Annotated in this window: 5 protein-coding genes; 3 read left to right on the top strand and 2 right to left on the bottom strand. The window is 36.5% G+C overall.

Annotation, left to right across the window (positions count from 1 at the left end; genetic code table 11):
- Positions 1-724: 724 nt before the first annotated feature.
- Positions 725-973, bottom strand: a complete 249-nt coding sequence (locus tag MW688_RS19505; protein ID WP_486737683.1) for a hypothetical protein — start codon at positions 971-973, stop codon at positions 725-727.
- Between the two features lie 48 nt (positions 974-1,021).
- Between MW688_RS19505 and MW688_RS19500 the strand changes: the two genes are divergently transcribed.
- Positions 1,022-2,299 (top strand): nuclear transport factor 2 family protein, encoded by a 1,278-nt coding sequence (locus MW688_RS19500; protein WP_486737682.1) that lies wholly within the window; start codon positions 1,022-1,024, stop codon positions 2,297-2,299.
- Between the two features lie 701 nt (positions 2,300-3,000).
- Here the strand turns inward: MW688_RS19500 and MW688_RS19495 are convergent.
- Positions 3,001-3,921 (bottom strand): EamA family transporter, encoded by a 921-nt coding sequence (locus MW688_RS19495; RefSeq protein ID WP_486737681.1) that lies wholly within the window; start codon positions 3,919-3,921, stop codon positions 3,001-3,003.
- Between the two features lie 808 nt (positions 3,922-4,729).
- Between MW688_RS19495 and MW688_RS19490 the strand changes: the two genes are divergently transcribed.
- Together MW688_RS19490 and MW688_RS19485 are read left to right on the top strand one after the other, a co-directional pair.
- Positions 4,730-5,590 carry a hypothetical protein gene (locus MW688_RS19490; protein WP_486737680.1) on the top strand — a complete coding sequence of 287 codons (861 nt, stop codon included), beginning with the start codon at positions 4,730-4,732 and terminating at the stop codon, positions 5,588-5,590.
- Positions 5,587-6,831: tetratricopeptide repeat protein (locus MW688_RS19485; protein WP_486737679.1), on the top strand; the 1,245-nt coding region annotated here is incomplete at its 3' end. The genes MW688_RS19490 and MW688_RS19485, both read left to right, overlap by 4 nt.

Here is a 6,831-nt window from a genome sequence, read left to right as displayed (position 1 = left end):
ACTCATACATTGCGCCCATCCCTGATACTCATACATTGCGCCCATCCCTGATACTCATACATTGCGCCCATCCCTGATACTTATACATTGCGCCCATCCCTGATACTTATAGCAGTAGTTCGTGTTAACACAATATATTTTGATTGATCACAAATGATCCGCGAGAGAAAACCTGCTCAAAATTGCCAGCCTTTACCAGTTAATGGTTTGGGGTCACAAATAACTTGTGAAGTGGCGGAGAGCGCCTCCCAATAACTCAAGATTATTGACCACAAAACAGCCTCTAAGGCGCTCTCCGCTTTCGTTGGCAATTTTGAGTAAGTTTATTGCACCCCCCCAACCCCCCTTTGTAAAGCTATGCTTTATAAACATCTTTCTTAACATAAAACTTGACAAAAACTATAACTTGTGGTTAAGTGTTTTTTCAGATTTTGTTTAAGAAAATAATGTATAAAAATATACATTTAATCAGCAAATTCAGTAATTTTACTTAAAACCCCTCTCCCTGCTCCCTGCTCCCTGCTCCCTGCTATACAAAGGTTTCAGAGTTGCTTATAAAGGATAGCTTAGTAAAGGGGGGCTTTTTATCACAGTTGTAAACATCTACAAGGCGAGTTGCTATAAAAAAGAGAAGTAGGGTGCGTTAACGAAGTGTAACGCACCATAATTTATGTAGTAATCAAAAATTTATCTTAAAATAAAATATATTAGTATTTTAGGTTAATTAAATATTCTTGCTGTCAAATTTAAACAAACTAGTTTGTACATAGTAAGGGGCTAAGTACACAGTGTGACGGACCGCAAACTCAAAAAATTGATAAAAATATGATGATGATCTTATCGGCGATCGCACGAAAGACAAGGAGAAAAAGATATTATTTAAAGATGGCGATCGCACTCCTAAAAAAGTACTGAAATTTGCCAACAGGCTAGAATCAATTTTTAAGGGGTTAGGATCAATTCTTTTACTCATTACTCATTACTCATTACTCATTACTCATTACTTAACCGCCACAAGTAAATGAGTGATAAAGATGCAAGATCTGAGGAGAACCGTCTTTTTTTCCGTAAGTATTATACTAGAACCAAATCAAAACATATTGCTAAAACTAAAACACTAGGAATGAATAAACCTGCTCATGAAATCATCGAATCTATTTATCAGGCGATAAACTCCAGAGATATTGACGCGGCTATGGAGTGGATAGATGATAGTTGTATTTACGAAGACCTTAATTTTTCTCAACCATTTCGAGGCAAAGAAGCAGTAAGAAAGCTTTTATTAGAATCCTGTAAAGGAGTGCCGTCAGATTTATGTTTTGTTATTGACGATTACACCAAAGGAGATGACCAAGCTGTAGGAATAGTTTGGCATGTAGAATTGGGGGGTATTCCTTTTCCCAATGGTAGAGGAGCAAGTTTCTATCGCTTTTCTCAAACCACAGGAAAATTAATCTCAGCACGTGATTTAGTTGAACCTCCGATTAAACCAGGAAAAGCAGCATTTTTTATTATTAGATTAGTATCCCCATTAGTAAGAATATTGTTGACACAAAAACATGCTAAAAATAGGCAAAATACCTCTATTTCTAGAGAAAGTAAGAATTTTTTGGTTTGGCTATTTGGATTAATCGCTGTCGCTTATATTTACTTCTTATTATTATCTCCTCCTGGACAGATTCTTCCAGGTGAACCAGTTTGGGCAATCAAACCCGAAACCATAGAGGAAATAGGCAATGAGTCTTTGAATTTTTTCTTAGTCTTACCTATTTTAAATCTTCTGGGTATTCAATATTTACAAGCTCCTATAGTTCATCCTGTTTCAGAAGCAATCTTTAACTTTGCCGAAGCCTGGATTTTTATGTTTTTGCCCCTTTTATTAGCAGATAGTAGAACTAATAATTGGCCTAAAACTCTGATTTGGGGTTTAGCAATGTTTGGTACTAATGCTGTACTAACTCCCTATATGGCTTTACGCTACAGAAATCCAATTCCTCCACCAGAACAGAAAAATAAACAGAACAAGACTTTAGCTCGTATATTTGGGATAATCGGGCTAAGTGTAGGCATAATTGCCTTATGTTGGTTTTTTCTAGGGAGACCCGAGTTTGGAGACTTAGCAGAGAGAATAGCATACACAAAAGAGCAACTGAGTACAAACCGAGTTACTCTAGCTTTTTGTATAGATTTGGGGCTTTTTGCTCTTTTTCAAGCTTTACTTCTCAAGACAGTTGAAAGTAAATTAGGCTGGTTTCGTTACGTTCCTTTTTTTGGACTTGCTGCCTGGTTAATTATATAAAGTTTGCTGAAGAATAACGAGGTTCGTAGTTGGACTTTAGTCCAAAAGATTTGACGGAATATCAGAGGAATTCGGAATTCGGAAATACATAACCATCAAGTCTTTTTGTTTCACTCATTATGTATAGCAGTAGTTCGTGTTAACACAATATATTTTGATTGCTCACAAATGATCCCCCCAACCCCCCTTTACTAAGGGGGGCTTTTTATCACAGTTGTAAACATCTACTTGCGTTAGTACAATAGTACGGGCGCGAGTGATGTGAATCAAGGCGCGGGCTTGTAACCTTATTTTGAGATTTTACAGTACATACTGTAGGTTGGGCCCTTGGTAACGAAACCCAACAATCTAACTCGTTGTCTCCCACTGGTTGCCACCTCTTCCTCACATCTTGCATCAAAACCCAAATGTTATTGGTGGTGGTTGAGTTTTGAAGTAATGAGTTTTGAAGTAATGAGTTAAAGAATTAATGCGATCGCCCTTAAAAATTGCTTGACCTTTGCTACGATCTTAGGCTAAAGAGAAATGAACTTTTTCTGAGGTTCATTTAGTACATATAGCAAGCTCGCAAATAGATGTTTACAGTTATCATCAAAAGCCCCCCTTAATAAGGGGGGTTTGGGGGGATCATTTATGTAAATATAGTTAACACTATAACTAGCACTGCTATAAGTACTGGTGCAAAATCTGAGGTAGCCTATTTATATTTTGTCTCTATCGCTATAATTACCAAATTGGAAACACAGAATAGCAACAACTAAGATAACAATAATTAGCCATTGCTGAGAAGAAGCCTTTTGACCAGATAGAGTGATACTGATAATAAACTGGAGTATAGGACTAATAACATAAATAGAACCGATGGTAGAAGCCCATGTCTCTTGCTTAGCAAAGCCTATCAAAATATTAGAGATAATTGCAACACCACACACAGTAAAAATTAGCAATCTTCCTTCTAAATAACTTTCTTGTAAACCATTAAATTGTAAAAGAATAACTAAAGCTATAGGAAGCAACAATAAATACTGTATAGTTAATAAAACTAGACTGCGGCAGAATGTTTTGCCAGGCAAACAATCACCATAATATTTATCCACAAAATAAGATACTTTTCTAGATACACAGACTTCTACAGCCCAAGTAATTGCAGTACCTAAATTGTATACTAATCCCATAGAGGAAGTTTCCTTAAGCACCATTGCTACAGCTAAGCCACCAGCAAATAAAGCCAAATAACTGTAAAAACATCTACTTTCCTTTAAGAAAACTACACTTAAAAATAGAGTGATTAAAGGAGCAATTAACATACCTATAGAGGCATCTAGCTCATATCCTCTCATAATAGCCATAATATAAATTATCTGATGAGATAATAAGAAAAATACTGGCAATCCCAAACAGGACAAAATAGTAAGTTTCAAGTTTTTAATCAAATAGGGAAAGTTTCCAGTAAATACAGTTAGAAGACTAAGAGGCACAAAGCCATCTACTATTCTCATAGCAGTAAGTTGTAGAGGATGGATATCAGGAAAAAGCTTCCAACCAAGAGGTAATAAACCAAAGCTAATAGTAGCCATAAAGGCACAAGTGAGGGCCAGTGGTTTTCTAGTATTTACATTCATTATTCATCACCGAAAATTGAGTATTTGAGTAGAGATAAAAGGTGATGTAAGTATTTAGATACGAAAATAGTGTATACTTACATCGCACCCAATACTGCTCGGATAAGAATCAAACATATTTCTTCTGAGAAAGCAGGGAGCAGGGAGCAGGGAGAGGGGTTTTTGGCTTTGTAATTAATCTCCTTTCAAACTTACTCTAATCAATAATTTTCTCTTAACAAAAGCAGTATTGACATCGTACCTAGTCTTTTTTAGCTAAAGAAATAGAAAAGAATAGCCACAAAAACAGAACTGAAAGCAGCAAAGCTAAGTATGGTTATTTCTATTTGATACTGTTGATATTTGTTCATGAGTTAGCTCCTATTAATCAAAATCAGTTAATGAAGTTTCGTTTTGATGATTTTAGTCTAACCATGCTTTTGAGGTCCTTGCCATTAAAAATTAAGGAAAATAATTAGTATAAATTAGAAACTTATTATTAATTATTTAGAATTATAGATTGTTATAAATAATATCAAGTTCGGGTGAATACTTACGATAAAAATGAGGTAAGGCAGGAGGCAGGAGGCAGGAGGCAGAAGGGAAGAAAGAAGGTATGAAGGTAGAACTTTATCATAACTAATTAAACGGACATAATATAATAGGTGATACTAGATAATAATTAATTAACGAAAGTTAGTTAACTAACAAAAAGTCAGAAAAAATTAGAAAAAGTTATAAAAAGTTAGAAAAAATTATTTAGCAAATTCAATTAATATTTAGCTAGAATAATTAACAAGCAAAATAATCATATATCAACCCAATAAATATGACCATACACGACGCCTACCTAAGAAAAATAAGTAAAGAATTAAAACTACCACCCCAAGAAAACGATTGCTTTCTCCATCGCTGGCATCCCCGTAATCAAAACGAAAAAACCGCCACTGTCGCCAAACAACTAAGTGATACTTATTCAGGAATTGAAAACACCTTCACCACAATCACTGCCAATGTGGGAAAAAAGATAATTAAGCACTATAGTTTGCCAGCAGTTGAAAACGGCAGACAACGCTTCCATCAAACTTATCGCTGGTTGTGGGAAACTAAATTTGTCAGTGAAGCCTGGAATTTCTGTAAAACCCAAGCTATTTATCATCCCACAGGGATGAAAATGAAGCCAATTGAGATAGATATAAAGACAGATAGATATGCTGACTTAGAGGAGATTCCCGAAGAAGACTCCAGACAACTGATTCAAAAACAACGTTATCGCCTAACAGTAGACTTTTCCCAAGAGTTATCAGAAATGAATTCAGAAGCATATTTACTACTAATGTCTGAAGACTCCCAAGGAGTAAAACAACTATTTTCACCATCGAAACCCTATGCCAAGATACCAGTAACACCAATTACATCCAACCAAGCCATCAGTATCCCACCCCCGGTGACAACAGAGGCAGAAGCAAAATTTAGGGCTCGCTCTTTAAAATACTCGAATTTTGGGAGAGAATATTTTTTAGCAATAATTACACCACAACCACTAGAGTTAAGTTGGGTAACACTAGAGATTCCTAGTAAAAAACAAGTGAGATTAGATGGTGAGAGAGTAGAGGAAATATTTACAAAGTTGTCTCAGCAACCAGAAGCAAAAGCGTTTTATAAAGAGTTTGAGGTGATTGAAGGATGAGTGAAGATATATTAGCCAGAATTAAGCGATTCTTGGCAAGAATTAATGTATTTGGGCAAATTAATCAATTAAATCCATTAGCCAGAATTAATCGATTAAATCAGGAAGTAGTAAAACTTTATCCTCAATCTCGTTATCAAGAGGCTATTGCTGCTTGTTTAGAGGCGATGGAGTTGGGGAGAAAGCATAATTTGACTCAAACCGAATCCTACGCCACCACTCTGCATAATTTAGCCTGGTTATATCAAGATATAGGAAATCTACCCCAAGCAAGGGAATATTACCAGGAGGCTTTAGAAATAAAAGCAGACACAGTAGGCAAAAAAACCGAATCCTACGCCATCACTCTGGATAATTTAGCCCGGTTATACCAAGATATAGGAAATCTACCCCAAGCAAGGGAATATTACCAGGAGGCTTTAGAAATAAAAGCAGACACAGTAGGCAAAAAAACCGAATCCTACGCCACCACTCTGGATAATTTAGCCGGGTTATACCAAGATATAGGAAATCTACCCCAAGCAAGGGAATATTACCAGCAGGCTTTAGAAATAAAAGCAGACACAGTAGGCAAAAAAACCGAATCCTACGCCATCACTCTGCAAAATTTAGCCCGGTTATACCAACAAATAGGAAATCTACCCCAAGCAAGGGAATATTACCAGGAGGCTTTAGAAATAAAAGCAGACACAGTAGGCAAAAAAACCGAATCCTACGCCATCACTCTGGATAATTTAGCCGGGTTATACCAACAAATAGGAAATCTACCCCAAGCAAGGGAATATTACCAGGAGGCTTTAGAAATAACAGCAGACACAGTAGGCAAAAAAACCCAATCCTACGCCATCACTCTGGATAATTTAGCCCGGTTATACCAAGATATAGGAAATCTACCCCAAGCAAGGGAATATTACCAGCAGGCTTTAGAAATAAAAGCAGACACAGTAGGCAAAAAAACCGAATCCTACGCCACCACTCTGGATAATTTAGCCGGGTTATACCAACAAATAGGAAATCTACCCCAAGCAAGGGAATATTACCAGGAGGCTTTAGAAATAACAGCAGACACAGTAGGCAAAAAAACCGAATCCTACGCCATCACTCTGGATAATTTAGCCCGGTTATACCAAGATATAGGAAATCTACCCCAAGCAAGGGAATATTACCAGCAGGCTTTAGAAATAAAAGCAGACACAGTAGGCAAAAAAACCGAATCCTACGCCATCACTCTGGATAATTTA

The organism is Johannesbaptistia floridana (assembly GCF_057440575.1).
The sequence above is the reverse complement of the archived record's forward strand: the minus strand, read 5'-3'. Positions and strand labels throughout refer to the sequence as shown.

Coding starts and splice junctions, on each gene's coding strand:
- MW688_RS19495 (WP_486737681.1), bottom strand. CDS start 3,921: ATGAATGTAAATACTAGAAAACCACTGGCCCTCACTTGTGCCTTTATG.
- MW688_RS19500 (WP_486737682.1), top strand. CDS start 1,022: ATGAGTGATAAAGATGCAAGATCTGAGGAGAACCGTCTTTTTTTCCGT.
- MW688_RS19490 (WP_486737680.1), top strand. CDS start 4,730: ATGACCATACACGACGCCTACCTAAGAAAAATAAGTAAAGAATTAAAA.
- MW688_RS19505 (WP_486737683.1), bottom strand. CDS start 973: ATGAGTAAAAGAATTGATCCTAACCCCTTAAAAATTGATTCTAGCCTG.